At 32.4% G+C, this 17,940-nt stretch carries 26 protein-coding genes and 2 pseudogenes; 14 read left to right on the forward strand and 14 right to left on the reverse strand.

The window, feature by feature from the left end; all coding sequences use genetic code 11:
- Positions 1 to 7: 7 nt before the first annotated feature.
- The 3 genes from FH036_RS03005 to FH036_RS27335 all read left to right on the forward strand — a co-directional run bounded on the left by FH036_RS03005 (position 8) and on the right by FH036_RS27335 (position 2,276).
- Positions 8 to 856: an ABC transporter permease gene (locus FH036_RS03005; RefSeq protein WP_139895326.1), complete on the forward strand. Its 849-nt coding sequence runs from the start codon at positions 8 to 10 to the stop codon at positions 854 to 856.
- Positions 857 to 932: 76 nt separating this feature from the next.
- The gene (gene ssuD / locus FH036_RS03010; RefSeq protein ID WP_139895327.1) at positions 933 to 2,045 is read left to right on the forward strand and encodes an FMNH2-dependent alkanesulfonate monooxygenase; all 1,113 of its coding nucleotides are present in this window, start codon (positions 933 to 935) and stop codon (positions 2,043 to 2,045) included.
- 138 nt (positions 2,046 to 2,183) lie between these two features.
- Positions 2,184 to 2,276, forward strand: a complete 93-nt coding sequence (locus FH036_RS27335; protein ID WP_001289320.1) for a putative holin-like toxin — start codon at positions 2,184 to 2,186, stop codon at positions 2,274 to 2,276.
- 228 nt (positions 2,277 to 2,504) lie between these two features.
- On the opposite strand, the gene FH036_RS03015 is transcribed toward FH036_RS27335, so the two are convergent.
- Positions 2,505 to 3,326, reverse strand: coding sequence for an HNH endonuclease (locus tag FH036_RS03015; RefSeq protein ID WP_000189721.1), 822 nt, complete (start codon positions 3,324 to 3,326; stop codon positions 2,505 to 2,507).
- A 149-nt stretch (positions 3,327 to 3,475) separates the two neighbouring features.
- Here FH036_RS03015 and FH036_RS03020 point away from each other — a divergent pair, with 149 nt between their 5' ends.
- Entirely contained in the window at positions 3,476 to 4,561 is a 1,086-nt protein-coding gene (locus tag FH036_RS03020; protein ID WP_000837888.1) for an AI-2E family transporter, read from the forward strand.
- A gap of 240 nt (positions 4,562 to 4,801) precedes the next feature.
- On the opposite strand, the gene FH036_RS03025 is transcribed toward FH036_RS03020, so the two are convergent.
- Genes FH036_RS03025 through FH036_RS03050 form a run of 6 tightly spaced genes read right to left on the reverse strand, consistent with a single transcriptional unit; the run spans position 4,802 to position 5,787 of the window.
- A complete protein-coding gene (locus FH036_RS03025) occupies positions 4,802 to 4,942 on the reverse strand; it encodes a YrzI family small protein (protein WP_000668486.1) in 141 nt (46 codons plus the stop codon).
- A 25-nt stretch (positions 4,943 to 4,967) separates the two neighbouring features.
- Positions 4,968 to 5,108 carry a YrzI family small protein gene (locus tag FH036_RS03030; RefSeq protein WP_000669815.1) on the reverse strand — a complete coding sequence of 47 codons (141 nt, stop codon included), beginning with the start codon at positions 5,106 to 5,108 and terminating at the stop codon, positions 4,968 to 4,970.
- Positions 5,109 to 5,133: 25 nt separating this feature from the next.
- A complete protein-coding gene (locus tag FH036_RS03035; protein ID WP_000668966.1) occupies positions 5,134 to 5,277 on the reverse strand; it encodes a YrzI family small protein in 144 nt (47 codons plus the stop codon).
- A 26-nt stretch (positions 5,278 to 5,303) separates the two neighbouring features.
- On the reverse strand, positions 5,304 to 5,447 hold the full coding sequence (locus FH036_RS03040) for a YrzI family small protein (RefSeq protein WP_139895328.1): 144 nt from the start codon (positions 5,445 to 5,447) through the stop codon (positions 5,304 to 5,306).
- 28 nt (positions 5,448 to 5,475) lie between these two features.
- Positions 5,476 to 5,619, reverse strand: a complete 144-nt coding sequence (locus FH036_RS03045) for a YrzI family small protein (protein ID WP_000142733.1) — start codon at positions 5,617 to 5,619, stop codon at positions 5,476 to 5,478.
- A 27-nt stretch (positions 5,620 to 5,646) separates the two neighbouring features.
- Complete coding sequence (locus tag FH036_RS03050; protein WP_000156179.1) at positions 5,647 to 5,787, reverse strand: YrzI family small protein; 141 nt, start codon at positions 5,785 to 5,787, stop codon at positions 5,647 to 5,649.
- Between the two features lie 440 nt (positions 5,788 to 6,227).
- On the opposite strand from FH036_RS03050, the pseudogene FH036_RS03055 reads away from it, so the two are divergent.
- From FH036_RS03055 to FH036_RS03085, 7 genes and pseudogenes are all read left to right on the forward strand, one after another.
- Positions 6,228 to 6,798: pseudogene (locus FH036_RS03055) on the forward strand (DUF4825 domain-containing protein).
- A gap of 23 nt (positions 6,799 to 6,821) precedes the next feature.
- The gene (locus tag FH036_RS03060) at positions 6,822 to 7,310 is read left to right on the forward strand and encodes a DinB family protein (protein ID WP_044793540.1); all 489 of its coding nucleotides are present in this window, start codon (positions 6,822 to 6,824) and stop codon (positions 7,308 to 7,310) included.
- A 127-nt stretch (positions 7,311 to 7,437) separates the two neighbouring features.
- Positions 7,438 to 7,818, forward strand: a complete 381-nt coding sequence (locus FH036_RS03065) for a GntR family transcriptional regulator (protein WP_044793539.1) — start codon at positions 7,438 to 7,440, stop codon at positions 7,816 to 7,818.
- Positions 7,815 to 8,687 (forward strand): ABC transporter ATP-binding protein, encoded by an 873-nt coding sequence (locus FH036_RS03070; protein WP_044793538.1) that lies wholly within the window; start codon positions 7,815 to 7,817, stop codon positions 8,685 to 8,687. The genes FH036_RS03065 and FH036_RS03070 overlap by 4 nt, the downstream gene beginning before the upstream one ends.
- Positions 8,684 to 9,355: a DUF4052 family protein gene (locus FH036_RS03075; protein ID WP_044793536.1), complete on the forward strand. Its 672-nt coding sequence runs from the start codon at positions 8,684 to 8,686 to the stop codon at positions 9,353 to 9,355. The genes FH036_RS03070 and FH036_RS03075 overlap by 4 nt, the downstream gene beginning before the upstream one ends.
- A gap of 36 nt (positions 9,356 to 9,391) precedes the next feature.
- A complete protein-coding gene (locus tag FH036_RS03080) occupies positions 9,392 to 9,871 on the forward strand; it encodes a CcdC family protein (RefSeq protein WP_044793535.1) in 480 nt (159 codons plus the stop codon).
- 117 nt (positions 9,872 to 9,988) lie between these two features.
- Positions 9,989 to 10,479: pseudogene (locus FH036_RS03085) on the forward strand (2'-5' RNA ligase family protein).
- A gap of 6 nt (positions 10,480 to 10,485) precedes the next feature.
- On the opposite strand, the gene coaW reads toward FH036_RS03085, so the two are convergent.
- The 7 genes from coaW to FH036_RS03120 form a co-directional block, all read right to left on the reverse strand.
- Positions 10,486 to 11,316 carry a type II pantothenate kinase gene (gene coaW / locus FH036_RS03090; RefSeq protein WP_000446261.1) on the reverse strand — a complete coding sequence of 277 codons (831 nt, stop codon included), beginning with the start codon at positions 11,314 to 11,316 and terminating at the stop codon, positions 10,486 to 10,488.
- Positions 11,317 to 11,352: 36 nt separating this feature from the next.
- Positions 11,353 to 11,763, reverse strand: coding sequence for a 3-hydroxyacyl-ACP dehydratase FabZ family protein (locus tag FH036_RS03095; RefSeq protein ID WP_000547633.1), 411 nt, complete (start codon positions 11,761 to 11,763; stop codon positions 11,353 to 11,355).
- Positions 11,764 to 11,819: 56 nt separating this feature from the next.
- Positions 11,820 to 13,019, reverse strand: a complete 1,200-nt coding sequence (locus FH036_RS03100) for an LL-diaminopimelate aminotransferase (RefSeq protein WP_044793534.1) — start codon at positions 13,017 to 13,019, stop codon at positions 11,820 to 11,822.
- 165 nt (positions 13,020 to 13,184) lie between these two features.
- On the reverse strand, positions 13,185 to 13,547 hold the full coding sequence (locus FH036_RS03105; RefSeq protein ID WP_044793533.1) for a lipoprotein: 363 nt from the start codon (positions 13,545 to 13,547) through the stop codon (positions 13,185 to 13,187).
- Positions 13,548 to 13,717: 170 nt separating this feature from the next.
- Entirely contained in the window at positions 13,718 to 14,017 is a 300-nt protein-coding gene (locus tag FH036_RS03110; RefSeq protein WP_001279506.1) for a hypothetical protein, read from the reverse strand.
- 161 nt (positions 14,018 to 14,178) lie between these two features.
- A complete protein-coding gene (locus FH036_RS03115; RefSeq protein ID WP_000269244.1) occupies positions 14,179 to 15,381 on the reverse strand; it encodes an MFS transporter in 1,203 nt (400 codons plus the stop codon).
- A gap of 290 nt (positions 15,382 to 15,671) precedes the next feature.
- Entirely contained in the window at positions 15,672 to 15,824 is a 153-nt protein-coding gene (locus FH036_RS03120; RefSeq protein ID WP_080559811.1) for a YqbF domain-containing protein, read from the reverse strand.
- A 478-nt stretch (positions 15,825 to 16,302) separates the two neighbouring features.
- Here FH036_RS03120 and FH036_RS03125 point away from each other — a divergent pair, with 478 nt between their 5' ends.
- The 3 genes from FH036_RS03125 (at position 16,303) to FH036_RS03135 (ending at position 17,912) form a co-directional block, all read left to right on the forward strand.
- Complete coding sequence (locus tag FH036_RS03125) at positions 16,303 to 16,671, forward strand: hypothetical protein (protein WP_000067103.1); 369 nt, start codon at positions 16,303 to 16,305, stop codon at positions 16,669 to 16,671.
- A gap of 196 nt (positions 16,672 to 16,867) precedes the next feature.
- Positions 16,868 to 17,653: a class I SAM-dependent methyltransferase gene (locus FH036_RS03130; RefSeq protein ID WP_000031325.1), complete on the forward strand. Its 786-nt coding sequence runs from the start codon at positions 16,868 to 16,870 to the stop codon at positions 17,651 to 17,653.
- Positions 17,654 to 17,723: 70 nt separating this feature from the next.
- Positions 17,724 to 17,912, forward strand: a complete 189-nt coding sequence (locus tag FH036_RS03135) for a YvzF family protein (RefSeq protein WP_000621882.1) — start codon at positions 17,724 to 17,726, stop codon at positions 17,910 to 17,912.
- The last annotated feature ends 28 nt before the right edge of the window (positions 17,913 to 17,940 follow it).

Raw genomic sequence — 17,940 nt, forward strand, 5'->3', positions numbered from 1 at the left:
GTATAAATTGGAGAATACGAAAGCGGTTATTAAAAGGGCGAGTATAACGATTGAGAAAAACAATGTAAAGAAAGTACAGAAGACGAATATCAAATTTTTGATAAGGGCAATTACTATACCGATTATTATATTAATAATTTGGCAATTGGCCGGCGTATTCGGTCTAGTTTCTAAAACAGTTTTACCAACGCCGCTAGATATATTTTTAGCTTTTCAAGAACTTATAAAAACAGGAGAGTTATTCGGTCATTTAAGTATTAGTGTGTTCAGGGCTGCGGCTGGCTTCTTTATCGGCGGGAGTTTAGGAATTATTTTAGGAACAATTGTTGGATTTTCAACGAGAAGTGAGCAATATTTAGATCCGTCAGTACAAATGTTAAGAACTGTGCCTCACTTAGCTGTTGCACCGCTTTTCGTATTATGGTTCGGTTTTGGGGAAACATCAAAAGTGTTATTAATTGCAGATGGTGCATTTTTTCCTTTATACGTAAACGCGTTTCTAGGAATACGAGGTGTAGATTCAAAGTTATTTGATGTTGCGAGAGTGTTAGAGTTTAGTAAAAGAAAATTAATTACAAAATTAATTTTACCTGCCGCATTACCTAACCTTTTACTAGGAGCAAGATTATCATTAGGAGTTGCATGGGTGAGTTTAGTAGTCGCAGAACTTATGGGATCTACAGAAGGTATTGGCTATATGATAATGGATGCAAGGCAATTTTCAAATACAGATATCGTATTTGTTGGTATTATCATCTTTGCATTCGTTGGGAAGTTTTCGGATTCACTCGTACGTTTACTAGAAGTGAAGTTTTTAAGATGGCGAGATAATTATAAAGGTGAGATAGGAAATTAACATATAAATTATTAGGGGTAATTTATATAGAGTAGTTTAGTGTACGTTTCAAAATAAATAAGGGGTGTGTAAAGGTATGGAATTATTATGGTTTATTCCGGCGTATGGAGATGGACGATATTTAGGAACGACAAAACGAGGAAGAGCAGCTGAGTATGGTTATTATAAACAAGTTGCACAGGCAGCTGATTATTTAGGATATACAGGTGTGTTACTTCCAACTGGCCAAGGTTGTGAAGATCCATGGGTATTAGCATCGGCACTTGCAGCTGAGACAGAAAAGCTAAAATTTTTAGTAGCAGTTAGACCGGGACTAATGTCACCGACAGTTGCAGCAAGGATGGCATCTACATTTGATAGAATTTCAGACGGGAGGTTACTTATTAATGTAGTCGCTGGAGGAGATCCAGTTGAATTACAAGGAGATGGATTGTATCTTGAGCATGATGAAAGATATGAAGCAGCTGATGAGTTTTTAAAAGTTTGGAAATCGACATTGCAAGGTGAAACATTTTCTTTAGAAGGAAAACATATTAAAGTTACGGAAAGTAAAGTTGTGTTCCCGCCAGTGCAAACGCCATACCCTCCTATATATTTTGGAGGATCATCCGCTGCTGGAAAGGAAGTTGCAGCAGAACATAGTGATGTATATTTAACGTGGGGCGAGCCACCAGAGCAAGTGAAGGAGAAAATAGAGGAAGTAAGAAAGCTGGCAGAAGAGAAGGGACGTTCAGTGCGATTTGGCATTAGATTACACGTAATTGTAAGAGAAACAGAAGAAGAAGCGTGGGAAGAGGCAGAACGTTTAATTCAATATGTAGATAATGAGACAATTGAGCTTGCTCAAAAGGCATTTGCAAGATATGATTCAGTTGGTCAAAAGCGAATGACCCATTTAAATAAAGGTACACGGGAGTCGTTAGAGATAAGTCCTAATTTATGGGCTGGCATCGGGCTTGTAAGAGGTGGTGCAGGTACTGCGCTTGTTGGAGATCCGCATACAGTAGCAAATAGAATAAAAGAATATGAAGCTTTAGGAATTGATACATTTGTTTTATCAGGATATCCTCATTTAGAAGAGGCATATGAAGTGGCAGAACTGTTATTTCCTTTATTGAAGGAAGATAAGAAGCAAGAAAATAAAATTGTTGGTGAAATGATAGCTGATGCATATGCATTAAAAAAATAGTGAGAAAAAACCCGCAAGTAAATCACTTGCGGGTTTTCATCGTAAACTATCAGAAAATATGGTAAAATTAAATAGTAACTTAAGGTACGGTTGGTTGTTCAATTATCACTTCTCTAAGTAGGAGGGGGGTGATAATAAGTGAGTGAAATAGCGTTGTTACTGCAAGGTGGACTGTTTCTCGTTGCATTGTTAACATTCGTCGTCGTTTTAATAGACAAGCTCAAAAAATAACAACCCACCTATGCCAATAGAATGTGGGTTGTTTTGTTTGTAAGAAACAAATAGGATAAATGAACAATCCAATCTGCTAAGTTACGTAGACTAGTGTGTAGCCGCACACTAGTCTTTTTTATTTATATACAATTTATAATTGGTTTATGTGATTGTATTGTTCTTTTCATACTTATTATAACACAGTGTCTTTTCATCAAGAAAGGAGACCGTATGTTCTGTTTCTAATTAAATAGAAGGTGACTTTTCTTTAAAGAGCCCGTCCATATACTGTTTTAAAGTTTGAACGTAAAATTTTTGCTTATTTACATCATTTACGCCGACAATTGGTGATGGAAGTTCATATCTCTTTTCTGATAAATGAACGACAACATCAAAAATATCAAATAGACGAATGAAACAGAACAGGCCATCTTTATCACTTAATAAAATAAAGTAGTGGTTTTCACTATTTGTATTTAATGTATTCCATAAAGAACTTTTGCTTAAATCGCGAACAATGCTCTTTTCTTTTAATTCCATGAAGTCGGCATTTGATAGGATGCTAGAAATATCAATCGCATCTGGATCTTCAAAATAGCCATCGACTGCTTGTACAGCGAAAGTATAAGCCATTTTTAATACACTCATTTTATACTTACGGTTATCTAAAAGTAATTCACGTTGAATAGAGCTAGCTACTTTCGTTACACGTTCTTCTTTCCAAATTTCATTATGTAGTGAAATATCGTGCTTTTTACATAGTTTCATAATTAATGCATTAGAATAAAGTATTTCGTCACTTACTTCAACAACATCTGTCTCAGCCGCTGCAAGTTCCTCACCATGCTCATTCGTATAGAGCGGGGAGTCAATCTGTTTTTTCATGTGTTCAATCTTAAACTGACTTAATTTATGCCGGATTAAGGGGCGATCAATATTTGTTGTCATTTGTTCATAACAAGTATCACAAATTGAGTTTGTGAAATAATATCCACATAATATTTCTGGGATGACATATTGTTCACTAAGTTCTTTCGTATCTTTTCTGCAAATGATGCATTGTGTCATTTTTATCACCTTTACCTGCAAATTTGTATGTAATCTCATTGTAGTGTATTTATTGGTATTTTGGAATATTGTAAAGGAAAATATTATGTGAAATTGTTACTTATTTTGGTACAATGAAGAGAAGTGCTAGTTTAAAGGAGGACGTTTTTTTGAAATCGAAAGTGCACTTTTGGACATTAGAAGTGCTAATGGTTGTAGCGATCATATTTATTTGCACAAAAATATCGTTTCTATTTCAACCGATTGGTATCTTCATATCAACGCTGTTTTTCCCAATCTTAATCGCGTTATTTTTATACTTCATATTTAATCCGGTGTTAGTTTTTTTAGAGGAGAAAAAAGTACCTAGAAATTTAGCGATTTTACTGTTATATCTTTTTATCATAACATTAACTGCGGTTGGCGTTGGGGTAGTTGTTCCAACGATCTCACAACAGCTAATGGATTTAGTGAAAAATATGCCAGGCTATATAAAAGAGGGAAAACTATACATACAAGATTTATCCCATCATAGATTGTTTGAATGGTTATCTACACAAAATTATGTTTCCATTGAAACAATTGAAAAAAATGCAATTGAATACTTAAAGGATATACCAAACACCATTACGTCGAGTGCAACGGCTTTATTTGGTATCATAACGAACGTCGCATTAGTTATTTTTACAGTACCGTTCATTTTATTTTATATGTTTAAAGATGGACATGCGTTTCCAGGAAAAGCAGTAAGTTTATTACCAGAGTCATACCGTGAAGAAGGGCTTCGTATCATTAAGGAAACGAACGAAACATTATCTGCATATATTCAAGGGCAAGCGCTCGTTTGTATATTTGTAGGTGCTTTTACTTTTATCGGTTATTTAATTATCGATTTACCGTACGCTTTTGTTTTAGGAATTATAGCTGCATTTACAAATATAATTCCTAACTTAGGTCCATTTATCGGTGCAGCACCAGCTGTTATTGTAGGTTTGTTCGTATCTCCGATGCAAGCGTTGTACGTAATTATTATCGTAACAATTGTACAACAATTTGAAAGTAACATCATTTCACCCCGTATTATGAGTTCAAAATTAAATATCCATCCGTTAACAATTATTATTTTAATTTTAGGGGTAGGTAACTTTGCGGGAATTATCGGAATGATCTTGGCGGTGCCAGTGTATGCAGTAACGAAAACAGTTGTATCGAACTTAGTGAGATTGTTTAAGACGAAACGAAGTAATCGAAAATAGTATATGTTTAGAAAGATACACCGCTTTTTAAGTGGTGTATCTTTGTTTATTAACCAAAGTTAAAAAGTGTACAAATGCAATTTTATTGTATATTTATTACATATCAAATATAACGTTAAAGTTGTATGATATAGCTCCAATAAAACTATGTGGAATCCCTCTGAACTATCCAAATCATTTCCTTACAACGTGCTATTAACATCATAATCGACTCCTTTCAAGTTTTATATTTTTAAAGGATTATAGGTGAGTGTAGTATTTGCTTCTATGATCTCGGATTTCGTCCATAATCTTTTTGTATTGTTGCTCTTGTTTTAATTCATCTTCAGAAAAGATTTCTTTCTGGATTGTAATTGTTAAGAAGAAAAGATGAAACTTCATGATACATTCCTCCTTTCGAAAGGAATTATAGATGGCTACAGTAGTGACTTTGACGTTCTTTTACATCTTCCATAGCTTTATTAATTTGATGGTCATGCAATACCTCACTGTCCGAGAACTTAGTTTTTTGAATGGTAATCGTTAAAAAGAATACTTTAAATTTCATTAGATAAAACCCCTTTATAATTGATTTAGAAAAGACGGCTGTAATAAGAGGCTTGACGCTCTTTTACTTCGTCCATAATAGTTTGAATGTGTTGCTCACGTAAAATCTCTTTCTGTGAAAGTTTACGTTTTTGAATCGTGATCGTTAAAAAGAATGCTTTAAATTTCATGAAGGTATTGCTCCTTTATAATTAATTTAGAAAAGACGTGTGTAATAAGAAGCTTGACGCTCTTTTACTTCGTTCATAATATATTGAATGTGTTGCTCACGTAAAATCTCACTTTGAGAAAGCTTACGTTTTTGAATGGTAATCGTTAAAAAGAATGCTTTAAATTTCATGAAGGTATTTCTCCTTAAAAATATATTTTTAATACATATGCGTATAATATGAACTTTTAATGTCAGTCATTTTATCAGTCAGTTGTTTTATTTGTTGCTTACGAATGATTTCAGCCTCAGTTAAAGTGTTCTTCTGAAGTACAGTCGTAAAAAAGAAAATATGAAAAGTCATAAATGAATTCCTCCTTTCGAAAAGGAATTACATGTGATCACAATAAAGTGCTTGGCGCTCCTTAACATCATTCATAGCTTTTTCTATTTGCTCATTATGAAACATTTCATCTTTAGAAATTTTATTTCTTTGAATCGTAATACTTAAAAACAATACGCTAATAGTCATCGAATGTTGCTCCTTTCTTAAAAAAATGATGTAAGAGGCTAAAAAATCGCACAAAAAAGCCACAGGAAGATATAGTTCTCCTATGGCCAGGCGTGAAAAAGCCACAGGGAAGCATACGACCTCCTGTGGCGAATTTATGAATTAATCGAAATAATGTACGATTTTCAATTCTCCATTAGGGTGGTCGAATTCATATTTAATTGTCCAGAAAACACAGGTACAGTTAACGCTAAAGTTAAAGCATGTAATTGTAATTTCATCATTTCCTTCGACCTCCTTTTAGAATATTTTTCTTACGTTAGTAAGTATATACAATTAATGGATAATTGTAAACATAAAAAATGAAAATTTTTAATTTTGATTAAAATGCGTATATTTTAAAGGGTTTTGAGAAGGTGTATTGTAATTAACGAAATATCGATAAAAATGGGGGATGCTAAATGAAATATATGCATCGTAATGTAGTTGTTATGCTAACAATTTTTTTATGTATTACTGCTTGTTCTAGAGGAGAAAGAATAAAAGAAATATCCGATGTTGAACCTGGTGATTTTAATAAGTATGCGGGGACATACGTTGGGAATAACTCAGATGTAGTTGCAATTGTTAATCATTTACCTGGTGGTGAAACATTTCAAAGTGTAAGTTTAGAGAATGAAAGTATAAAGGTGAACTATGGTGCAAAAGGGAATGGCCCCCTTACAGAAGACATGGTTGAGACGTATTGGTTTGATGGTAAGGATACAATAAAGAAGAATTTTCTCTTTAATGCTATTTATCTAGCGATTTTAGTACCAAATGCAAAAGCTTTTGATTTCCAAGTAGAAAATAAAAAGAGAAGAAATACTACCAATATTGTATGAAAATTTTAATGATTTTCCAAAAGAAGATAATATATGGGATAAAAAGAAAGTAGTAAAGTTCCTTAATGATAATAACGAAAAAATTAATAGGCTTGTGAATGATGAAGATTTCCGAAAATCTTTATTTGTTAAACATCCAGTAAAGTAGTCGAAATAATTGGAGGGACAAAGATGGAGTTAGTATACAAAATTTCTTATCATAGAATGCAGGCTCATTATTTACCTAAGTTAGTACAGGCAGTTCAGTTCGTTAGTGAAGATGATTTATGGAAACAAGGGGAGTCTGTTAATTCAATTGGTGGAATCGTACTGCATATTTGTGAACATATACAGAGAAATACTAGTCGTTATAAAAATCCAAATATAGTTTTTGAAAAGGGAATCGAGGAGTATTTTCCAACAAAACGACAACATACTGAAGTTTTGCTACAGTACGTTGAAAAGGTATTTGATGAATGGGGAAAAGCATATATACAAGCATGGGAAGAAAAAAGAAATATTGAACTTCATAGTTTATTACATTTAGTGGAGCATACAAGTTATCATTTAGGGCAAATAGTAGATCGTACAAAGTTAATAAAAGGACAACAACTTAACTTTTGTCAAAATGGTATAAATGAAAAGAATTTGAGAACAAGAGTTGAAACTTCGAAATTTTAGAAAGAGAGTCATTCTTAAACGAATGACTCTCTTTTTGTAAAAGGAATTTATGGAAATGAATATGTTTATGTGGTATGGTTAATTACATAAGTAATGAACCTATGAACCGAACTAAGGTGGTGAAATTGTGAAACCTACTCTGGAGCAAAATAAATTAATATACTTACAAATTGCAGAAACGATTGAATCTGATATTTTAAAAGACATATTGCTTGAAGAAGAACAAGTTCCATCAACAAATCAATTTGCGAAGATGTTACAAATTAATCCAGCTACTGCAGCTAAAGGGGTAAATGTATTAGTTGACGAAGGGATTTTATATAAAAAGAGAGGGATCGGAATGTTTGTTGCAAAGGGAGCGAAAGAAGTCGTACTAAAAAAAAGACAAGATACTTTTATGACTGAATATTTACCGAAAGTATGGGAAGAAGCAAAAGTATTAGAGATATCAAAAGATGAATTGATGGATATGATTCAAAAAATTACGAAGGAGGGGAAAGAGAGATGATTGCACTTGAAACGAAAGAAGTAACGAAAAAATATAAAAAGAAAATAGCTGTAAATGAAGTAACGATTTCATTAGAAGAGCATAAAATATATGGTTTGCTCGGTAGAAACGGAGCAGGAAAAACGACACTATTAAATTTACTTGCAGGCCAAATTACTTCAAGTAGTGGAAGCGTATCAATATTTGGTGAAAATGTTTTTGAAAATAGTAAAGCAATGCAAAATATTTGTTTTGTTAGAGTGAAAGAAGAAGCACATTTCAGTTATAAAGTAAAAGATATTTTTAAGATGTGTAGCATGTTTTATAAAAACTGGGATGGAAAGTATGCTGAAAAACTCGCTGATAAATTTCAGCTTAATACGAAAGTGAAATATCATAAGCTATCACACGGTATGCAAACAGTTGTTGGAATTATTCAAGGATTAGCAAGCAGGGCACCAATTACAATTTTTGATGAACCAACTACAGGTTTAGACGCAGCGCATCGTGAATTATTTTATAGTCTACTCCTAGAAGATTACGGTGAGTATCCACGAACTATTATATTATCCACACATTTAGTAGAAGAAGTAACTCATGTGATTGAAGATGTGATAATCATAAAAGAAGGAAGATTAGTTGTTCAATCATTGGTGGAAGATTTATTACAACAAGTTCAGATTATTTCAGGCCAAAAGGATAAAGTGGACGAGTTCTTGATCAATAAAAAAGTATTAAATCGAGAAGTTTATGGAAATAAGGGTATTGCTGTTATATGGGAAGAATTGTCTAATGAAGATTATGACTCTATTGAAAAATTAGGATTAGTAGTTGATGGAATAACATTACAAAAATTATTTATTCACATAACTGGTGGTGAAGTGAAATGACGATATTAATGAAGCAGTTAAAGTTACATATTAATTTTCATTATAAAGCAATTTTAATATTTTGGATTGTAGCCTTATTAATAAAAGGAGCTTTAAATGCTGCTCATTTAAATGGAGCGAACATTGGTTATTTACCCGAAATTATTAATAACCCTTCAATAGCAATTATGTTATTTATAGTAGGGAGTGTTTTCATCATTCAAGATGAGCTTTTTCGTTTAGCTATTTCATTCGGTGTAACGAGAATACAATATTTTATCGGGGCAATTTGTTATATCGTGTTGCAATCTGCATTATTTTCATTTCTTCAAGTTATGCTTTTACAAGATATAAAATATAATTTAGTAAATGTTAGTTTTTGGGAGCAATCGGTGCAACAATTTATTTTGCAATTTTTATTTTATGTTACAACAGCATGTTACTTTCAAGTGGTAGTAGTTTTTAAACAACGATTTCAGTGGATCGGTCTTATGATTGGTGGGACCCTTTTCTTATCAACAAATAGTGTACTTTATGGAGAAGCGGGGGTAACCGGTTTATTATTTACGAGTGATGGATCTTTAGTAGATATACCGTATTTTACTGTTATTTCAATTGGATTAACTGTTCTTTATATCATAACTAGTAGTATATTTATTCGTAAAGTATCATTCGAAAAAACGATTTGAAATATTATTAGATTACTATAGAGAGAAGGATAGCAAATGGGAGACACATCTTCACTCATTACAGTCTTTTTAGGCATTGCACTATTAATATTCTGGCGTCGTTATCGTTCCATGCATAAGCCAATAAAGGGATCAGGAAAACGTATTTTATGGCCATTATTATTTTTAACACCAGGTGTTGTATGGTTTTTTGGTCCTGTACATCCAGCTATATTACAAGTAGTTATAGCGGTATTCATTGGGGGACTTTTCGCTGTGCCGCTTATAGTATTAACAAATTATGAACGAAGAGATGATGGGAATATTTATACGAAAAAAAGTGCTGCTTTCTTAATTACTTTTATTGCACTGATTATTTTAAGATATGGTTCAAGGCAATATATTGTTGATTTAGATCAACAAACGATTGGTTTATTATTTTACGTAATTGCCGTGTCATATATCTTTCCGTGGAGAATTGCTTGTTATATTAAGTTCAGAAAAGTTTGGCGGGAAAAGAATAATCATGCTATATAAGAAAAAACTTCTCTTTTGAGAAGTTTTTTCTTTTTATATGTAATTGTAAACATTTGTTGAAGTGCACACTGCTATACAATATGATAAATATAAAAAGGGGAAGTAGGGAGTATAAAAATGCATACGATTTTACTTTTTCTAAATAAAATTTCTATCAATGAAATAGAGGCCATTAGGCTAAAACATGATCCTTTATTTGGGTTAATTCCACCGCATATTACAATTGTATTCCCATTTGAAAGTGCATATTTTGAAGTTATCAAAAGGGATACAGGAGATAGAAATTGAATTTGCAAATAAAATTACGAGTGTGGGAGAATATTTGTTTTTACGAGTTGAAAAAGGGAAAGAACAAATAGAAGAACTGCATAATATCCTGTATACAGGACCTTTATTACAATTTTTGAAAGAAGATATTCTGTACATACCACATGTAACAGTCGGGAGAAAAGAAAGTGCAAAGTGCCGAGTTAGCTGCTGAAGTAGCTAAGGAAATTCATAGTTTCCATGAAAAGTTACAATGTGTAGTTGATAGAATTAGTGTAGAGCGAATTGGAGAGAACGGGGAATCAATTATTGAATTTGAAGTACCGTTGCAAAAAAGCTGACAAAAGTCAGCTTTTTTTATTCGTAACATGAAGTAAAGCACCAATTGCACCGCTATTACCACCATCTTGTAAAAAGATTGGTGTTTTATTTTGATAGTTTGTGTAGCTACTAATAATATTTTGAAGGTGTACGTTGTTACATAAAGTTGAACCGATATAAATAATATGGTCAATGTTTTTTATTTCGGCGAATTGAAGGCTTAATGCAGTAACGACTTCACCGACGAGTCCTTGTACAGTAGCAAGTATATCTGAGCTTTTATAATTGGATTCTGTAATAGAGGCTTTACCAAAATTGCTAGCAGTTAAGCTATTATCAATAGGAGAGAGAATACCACCATAAATATCCCCAACCGTAATATCTAGTTCTTTTCTAGATCCTACTTTTGTTAAAGGAATCACATCTTCAAAATGATCTACGTTTGTTAACAATTTTGAAAGCCCCATAATAGTACCACCGCCAACACCGGTTCCACCAACTCGAATATATTTTTCATTATAAACGTAATGAATGGAAGTGCCTGTACCGATATTTGTTAAAATAAAATTGTTTATATCATATTTATTATCTTTTAATATGTATCGGACACCTGTAAGAGTAGCTTCAAATTCGTTTAGTTCTACTATTTTATATGAGTCTGAAAGTAGTTGCCGTAATTGTTTTGCTTTCCCACCTGAAATACATATTTGTTTTATAGCAATGTTTTTCTTAAGCCAATCTATTATTTTATCTTGTTCATTGGAATAAAATTTTTCAAAAGCTAATTGCTTTTGTTCGTTCAAATAAGCAATTTTCGTTAATGTTCCTCCAGCATCGATACCGATAGTACTTTCCATTTTCCTGCTCCTAACCAAGTAATTTATTTACTCTGTTCATGTTGGTGAAACGAATTTGTAGGAGATGAATAGCTTTTCTATAGTTACAATCGGCTGATCGTTTACAGTTGCAGTACCTGTACCGAGAATAAAACCTCGACGATTACGCGTTAGCTCATAATGTAAATTAAGTTTATCACCGGGATATGCTTTTCCGTGGAATTCAATCCCATCTAATGAGGAGAGAAAGCCTAAACCTTCAGGGTTACTTGTACGTACAAATGCACTAAGCTGAGCAAGTGCTTCTACAATTAATATATGAGGCATATGGTCTTGACTATCATTTATAAACCACTCGTTATTTGAAATGAGCTTATATCCCGTAACGGACTCACCATGTTTTACATTTGTTACTTTATCAATCATTGAAAATGGAAAACGATGAGGAAGTGTGTCTTTAATATGCATATGAAAGTACCTCCAATGAATAATACCCCTGCTATAGTTAAGCAGGGGAGTTGCAATTAATTTTTAACTAATTCTTCTGCTTTTTCAAGAGAAAAAATACCACTATTTCTAATGTTTTCAACCACTTGTTGTAGCACTTTTTTATCTTGAACGAGTGCAATACGTACAAAGCCTTCTCCGTGAGGTCCAAATGCATGACCTGGCGTAACAACGACATTCGCACGATCCATTAATGCATATGCGAAATCTATAGAAGTCCAGCCGTTCGGAATTTCAGCCCAAACGAACATACTACCAGCTGGTTTATCGACATTCCAGCCAAATGTTTTGAACCCATCGATTAAAGTATCTCTACGTTCTTGATAAATACCGCGGTTTTTCTCACAAAAAGCAGCGCCATTTTTTAGTGCAGCACATGCCGCTTTTTGAATTGGTAAAAACACTCCGTAATCTGTATTGGATTTAAACTGGGTAAGCGCACGAACAATTTCTTCATTTCCAATCATATATCCAATACGACTACCTGCTAAACTATAACTTTTTGACAAAGAGTTGATTTCTACGCCAACTTCTTTAGCGCCAGGTACAGAGAGGAAGCTAATTGGTTTATTACCATCAAAATAAAATTCAGCATAAGCAAAATCATGGACAACAATAATATTATGCTTTTTCGCAAATGCGATTACCTCTTTAAAGAAATCTTCATGAGCCATTGCTGGAACGGGATTCCCTGGGAAGTTTAAAATCATCATCTTCGCTTTATCTGCAATTTCTTCAGGAATTAGCTCTAAGTTAGGTAAGAAATCATTATCTTTCTTTAGAGGCATGTAGTAAGATGTTGCACCAGCCATTTGAATTCCTGTTTCATAAGCTGTATATCCTGGATCAGGAACTAATATAATATCTCCTGGATTCGCATAAACCATAGGTAAATGAACGAGTCCGTCCTGTGACCCCATTAATAATAAAACTTCTTTATCGGCATTTAATATAACATTATGAGTGTTGTTGTAATATTCAGTTACAGCTTCGTGAAATTCTTGAATGCCACTTAATGTGTATCCATAGCTTTCTTTTTGATCTGCTGTATGTACCATTTCTTCTCTTACGAAATCAGCAGGTGGCATATCAGGATTCCCGATACTTAAATCAATCATTTTGTGACCTGCTGCAATTTTTTCTTTTTTATAGGCCCCTAATTCACTAAATATAGAAGATTGGAATGCTTTCATTCTAGTTGCTAACGTGTAAGTCATCAAAACCCCTCCTAAAAACAGTGTTTTCTTTCTGCGTTTTTAATTATTCTGAAAACACATGAGTATATTTTATCATTTTTTTATGAAAATTAAAACGATTGACAAATTTAGAGGGAGGATAAAAATAACGCAGAAAATATTTTCTGCGTTTTAAATGAAGAGCAATCATTTCTTTTTATATGTACATAACTTTTCCACTGCATAAAAGTATACGTTTAATTTGCCATCGACAACTTGTATAGTTTGATCCGATGTAAATGAATTACCATAATCAATGTGATATACATTAGAGTCCTTTACAAATGAACCTTTGTATAAATCTTCTTTTTTCTTCGTTGTTTGCATTTCTACTAAATATTGAATGATTTTTTCTTTCTTTTCTTCTTTTACAACTGTTTCAAATTTATACGATATAGGACAAAGACCGTTTTTGTTGTCAACGACTTCCCAAGTGCCGTATATGTCATTATTGCTACATCCACTGAGTAGTATAATGAATAATGGAATAAGTAATAGAACCTTTTTCATTTTGTACTCCTTTCTTTTTATTTTCGATAAACGTGCGAATGCGATAGGAATATTGTAATAAAAAAAGTTTAAATTTTTATAAAGAATTATTTAATTTCATATAAAAATTCAGGGGGAATTGAAAAAGCATGAATCTAGTGCAAAGTTAGATTCATGCTGAGTACTGTAGCTTATGTTATGTTTCTTTTGAGGAAAAATAAAGAGGAAAGTAGGACCATTATTCCATTTAAAATATATACAATTGCAACAATAAAGGCTAATGTACCTGCGCCAAATCCAGCTTTATCAAATATAGAATCGAATGCTGTGGTAGTCAAAAAGACAAGGGGAGTCAGTAGTGAAAATATGAAACCTGCGACAATTCTTCTTTTAAAGTTATGCTGAGAAAGGGAAATGGCTAAAAAGTTTAGGATGCTAAACATAACTATTACAAAAATAAAGATAATAAATAATTGCATACCATCAGACATTCCTACACCGCCTTGTTGTAGATAATAGTTTATATAATGTATTCGAAGGTAAGAGTGTTTACTTTTTTTAATAATTTTAATAAACGTAATAAATAAGATTATATAAAACAAAGAAGCATGGATTAGTTTAATACTACTAAATCCATGCTTCTTTAATTATGTTATAAATTCGCAGATTGCGATGGTTGTTTTTCATACTGTTTCTGTTTAGAAAGCGATATGAAAATAATGAATAATGAAATAACACCGAAAATAAGAACCATATATTGCAATCCAATCGTATCTAAGAAGAAGCCTGTGCCAAGTAAGACAATTTGGAACATAACTCTCTCAAACATATTACGGAATGAGAATAGACGGCCGTGATAGCTTTTTTCCACTTTCGTTTGGAAAATTGTCGACATAATAGGGAAGAAGCAACCGACACTAAAACCAAATAAACCAAATGATGTAAGAGACATCCATTTTATATCGCTAAAGAACAATGATAGATGTGCAAAAGCGGTACAAACTGCGAAGAAATATAGTAACTTTTCAGGTTTGAAATGGTCCGATAAACGTTTAATAACGAAGGCACCTAACATAAATGCGATACCTTCAATCGTATATATAAATCCTTTAATCGTTGGATCATGTTGCATTTCGCTAATATTAATTACCATTAAATTAAATCCAGCTATAAATAATAGAGGAATAATACTTAATATAAGTGCTGTGAAAGCAATCGGAATTCCTTTTAAAATACGAAATACTTCCATAAAGCTATTATCTTTTGCAGCTTGTTTACTTGGTGTTGTTGATTTCTTATCTTCGAATTGAAGGAAGAAAGTTGAGAGGAATAATAAAGCGTATGCTGCCATTGAGAAGGCATACATATACTGTAAACTCATTACAACTAAAAGAATTCCACCTAGTGAAGTACCTGCAATACGAGCAATTGTACCTACATTCATATGTACACCGTTCATTTGTAATAACTCATGCTCACGTACGATGAGCGGGATCACTGATTGTAAGGCAGGGAAATAAAATGCTGCTGAAATTTGAAGAGCAACCATAAATGCAATCATAAAGGCGATACTTTCAAATTGGATAGCGAAAAACATAAAAATAACACTAATAACGCGACCAAAACCGGCGTAAAGAAGAACTTTTTTCTTTTCGTACTGATCAATAATGCGACCAGCCATAGGTCCCACGAGAACACCTGCTAATAGACCGATAAACAATATAACTGATTTCATGAAATCAGAAGGGACATATTTTTGCATAAATTCTAGGTTACCAAGAATACCAAGCCATAACCCTAAACCAGCAATAAACTCCCCAATTAAAACAATCCAAACATTTTTATTACGCCACATAATATAAAACCTCGCCGTCTTTTAAAATGAAAAACTCGTATATAAAACCTCCTTATTTTATGTATTATTTTTAACGAAATTTTTTAGAGTCAGAGTCTATATTACGTGTTTCATGAATGGAATTCAATCTTTTTGATTTGTCAAAAATTTGATGTGTTAATAGATGAAACAAGTAAGTCCAAATGTACAAAACTTATGATTAAAAATTCATTGAAGGTAAGGAGAAATAAAATAAAAGCATCAAGAAATTATCACAAGTAAATGATATTTTTCTTGATACTTTTTATACATTAGGCCGAATATTCTTCTTTGCGTACTTCGAAAAATTCATTACGACGTAAGTAATTATAAACTTTCTCGGAAACCTCTTCTTCTTCAGATATTAAGAAACGATGATTAAAAGCATAGAAGGATTGACCTTTAATTAATTTTACGTAGTAAATTTTACACGCCTCCTCTAGCAAAATTAGTATTCACTTAATATTATGATGACCTATATGCTTGTGAATCATACTTGAAGTTTCAAAGTATAGAAGCGAAATAAATTAAAAAGCTTACAAAACTGTAATGTTGTTGTCACGTTTTCCGATAGTTAAAAATAACCAATCTCTTCTATACTACAAATAAGTTACATAAAATAAGGGGGTAAAAATGATGGATGAAGTGATTGGAGAAGTTGTAGCAGGAATTTGTGAATTTGTGGTGGAAGTAACAGCAGATGCTATTGGGAATTTAGTTTCTGGAAAGGATGAGGAAAAAGAAACATTATAATAGTTTGTAAAAGTATACAGATGATTAAACTATAAAGGCTGATTTCTAAAGGGAAGTCAGCTTTTTTATTTTTTACATTATATTAATATTATTTGAATATTCATTTGTTATTATGTTCATGAAACTCATAAAGGAGGTGAATAAATAAAGATGTCGAATTTAGAGGCTGATTTATCTAATTCTCGTTTAATTGTGGCGAATGTGGAGGAAAAAGAATATCACTTTATTGTTCGTGAATACCCGATTGTAGGAAAAATTATATCGCTATTGGAAAATGGAAAAGAATATGGTTTAATAGATAAACAAATTGCTAATAAAGATAAATTTATTAAATCGGAGCTTACTAAATTAGAGTATTTTAACATAGATGTTCTCTATCATACACCTGGATGGATATGGATTGGTATGGATCAATTTGGTTTACATGCTCGTGAGGCTACTTATAACGAAGTAGACGTTATTATGAAGTTGAAAGAGGATTTATATTATATAGATGTATATGAAAAAGTAAAAATGTAATTGATATTTAGTCAGGTTAGGGGACAAGTTCCCGTAGCCTTTTTTGTTTTATATGTAAACGGAAAATCGATTTTATGTTGATGATAGGACAGCATGATAAGAAGTGAGCTGAAAAGAGGATTTGAAAATACATAAAGAGAACTTTAATTATTATATGAATTCTATATGTAAATAACAATAGAAAGAAGATGATAAAATGAGTAAAGAAGAGCTTGTGAAACAACAGTTTGGTAATAATGCGGAGAAGTATGTAAAAAGTAAAATTCATGCTAAAGGACCGGATTTACAATATGTAGTTCAACAAGTTGAGTCTCGTCATAATAATCGTCTTCTTGATATTGCTACTGGCGGAGGACATGTTGCAAATGTATTAGCGCCATTGTTTAAAGAAGTAGTTGCTTTAGACTTAACAGAAAAAATGTTAGAGAATGCAAAAAAATTTATTATAAGTAACGGCCATGAAAATGTGTCTTTTGTTGCTGGAAACGCTGAGAGTTTACCGTTTTCTGATAGTTCTTTTGATACAATTACGTGCCGAATTGCAGCACATCACTTTATGAATCCAGCTCAGTTTATTTATGAAGTAAATCGTACGTTAGAAGATAATGGATTGTTTATTTTAATAGATAATGTTTCACCGGAAAATAATGAATACGATACATTTTATAATTTTATAGAAAAAAAGCGGGATCCGAGTCATGAACGGGCTTTGAAAAAAACAGAATGGATTACCTTATTAGAGAAAAATGGTTTGCAAATGCAGTCATGTCTTACTTTTGACAAGAAATTTGATTTTGACTGGTGGTGCGATATGATGAATGTACCTTTGCAGAAGCGGGTGAAGTTAACAGAATGTATGATGAAAACATCAGTTGAAATGCAAGAATTCTTTAACATTCAATATGAAAATAATAAAATCATATCGTTTTATACTGAAATGGCATTGTTTGTATGTAAAAAAAGTTTAACATTAAAAAGATAAATTTCTTGCAGTCTTTCCAAAGTACGTTATACTTAGTAACAGAGAAAATGAGAATTGAGGAAATGGAATAATGATTCGCGTACGTATTGAAGGAACTGAAGAAGAAATGCTTGAATTTATGGAGAAAATGCCGGATATTCCTGGATTTGAAAAAACACATACGAGAGAACCAAGAAAAGGAAATAATCCAAAATATGATTCAAGTAAAAATGTACTAGCATATTTATCTTATAAAAAGATTGAAGTCGCCAATAAATAGGCGGCTTTTTTAGTTTGCACCGTTTCAC

Origin of the sequence: Bacillus sp. CD3-5 (genome assembly GCF_006349665.1) — a bacterium.
Classification (GTDB): Bacteria; Bacillota; Bacilli; order Bacillales; family Bacillaceae_G; genus Bacillus_A; species Bacillus_A paranthracis.